The sequence below is a fragment of the Polaromonas sp. P1_G4 genome, assembly GCF_056405475.1.
This window is the reverse complement of record NZ_JBFUCA010000757.1, coordinates 1-1,518: the sequence shown is the minus strand read 5'-3', so window position 1 is coordinate 1,518 and position 1,518 is coordinate 1. Positions and strand designations below refer to the sequence as shown.

Here is a 1,518-nt window from a genome sequence, read left to right as displayed (position 1 = left end):
CTTTCGCACAAGACCGACCTGAACTTTGCGGTAACGGCCATGGGTAGCGCACCGCACCTGGCTGGTGTTGCGGTCGAGCGGGCGAGCAAGGCGAAGTGGCAGTACATCCCCTACAAGGGCGGTTCGCAAGCCGTCAGCGATACGATCGCCGGCCAGACCCAGGTGTTGATGAACGGCATGCTGGCCACCTTGCCGCATGTGCAAAGCGGGAAGCTGAAGATCCTGGGTGTCTCCAAGAGTACGCGCATGCCGCTGATTGGCAATGTGCCGACGCTGGCGGAGCAGGGGCTTGCCAACTTCGAGTCGGGCACCTGGCAGGGCTTGCTGGTGGCTAATGGTACGCCGGCAGCCGTCATCAATCGCCTCAACACAGAGCTCATCAAGATCATCCGCAGCCCGGACATCCGCGCCAAGTTGGCGGGACAAGGCGCCGAGGTAGTGACCATGACACCGGCACAGCAGGATGTGTTTTTCAATCAGGAGCGCAGCCGCTGGGCCAAAGTTGTTGCAGAAGCAAACATCAAACTGGATTGAAAAATCGTTGCGTGATTTAGTGGTGATATTGCCTGATATCTTTGGGTTGTGAGCGCGCATCCGTGGGAATATCGAGCAAGGGATTCAATCTTGAAAAGAAACGAGTCGGCCCATCAGAGGCTGGCCGTTATTAGCCACGCCAGGAGACAAAAACATGCGGACTTCATTCAAGGGGCTTTTGTGCCTCTCTTTTGCCCTATGCGCGAGCGCCGCCATGGCTCAGACCAAGCTGCGGGCATGGAACATCCATCCCGATGGTTATCCGGTATCGGAAGCCATGAAGAGTTTTGTAGAGCAGGTGGCCAAGAGCACCAGTGGTCGCTACAACATCGAGCTTTTCAACAGCGGCACACTTGGCGACCAGCCCAAGGCCGTTCAGATGCTCAAGAGCGGCGAGATTGACGTGGCTGAGTTCAGCTCGGGCCCGCTGTCGGATGCCGTGCCGGGTATCAAGGTACTGAACCTCCCTTTTCTATTCACCGACTCCGCACACATGTTCCGCCACCTGGACGGCAAGCTGGGCGAACGGTTTTCTGCCAACCTGAAGGCTGCTGGCTTCGTTGTACTGGGTTGGTACGACGGTGGTGGACGTTCTTTTTACTGCGTCAAACCCGTCAACAACATCAGGGACCTGGCCGGCATGAATATCCGGGTTCAGCAGTCCGAGGTTTATATCGAAATGGTGAAGCTCATGGAGGCCAAGCCGGTGGCCTTGCCTTTCAAGGATGTGCTGAGCGCCCTGGAACAGGGTAAAGTGGATTGTGCCGAGAACAACCTGCCTTCGTATGAATCCACCGGCCACTACAAAGTCGCAAAAAACGTTTATATGACCAACCACGTGATCTCGCCCGAAGCGCTGGTGGTGTCGACGAAACTCTGGGACAAGCTGAGCAAGGAAGACAAGGCCGCTTTCGCCGATGCCGGGGCCAAGTCGGCCATCCTGATGCGCGAGTTGTGGAACAAGCGAGTTGCCGCTGCCCTGGA

General features: G+C 57.0%; 2 protein-coding genes. Both read left to right on the top strand.

Translation table 11 applies throughout. The features are described from left to right. Positions 1–534, top strand: a 534-nt coding sequence (locus AC1D1X_RS23055; RefSeq protein ID WP_477699305.1) for a Bug family tripartite tricarboxylate transporter substrate binding protein, incomplete at its 5' end; no start/stop codon positions are given. Positions 535–688: 154 nt separating this feature from the next. Beyond that, the coding region (locus AC1D1X_RS23050; RefSeq protein WP_477699304.1) for a TRAP transporter substrate-binding protein at positions 689–1,518 on the top strand (830 nt) is incomplete at its 3' end.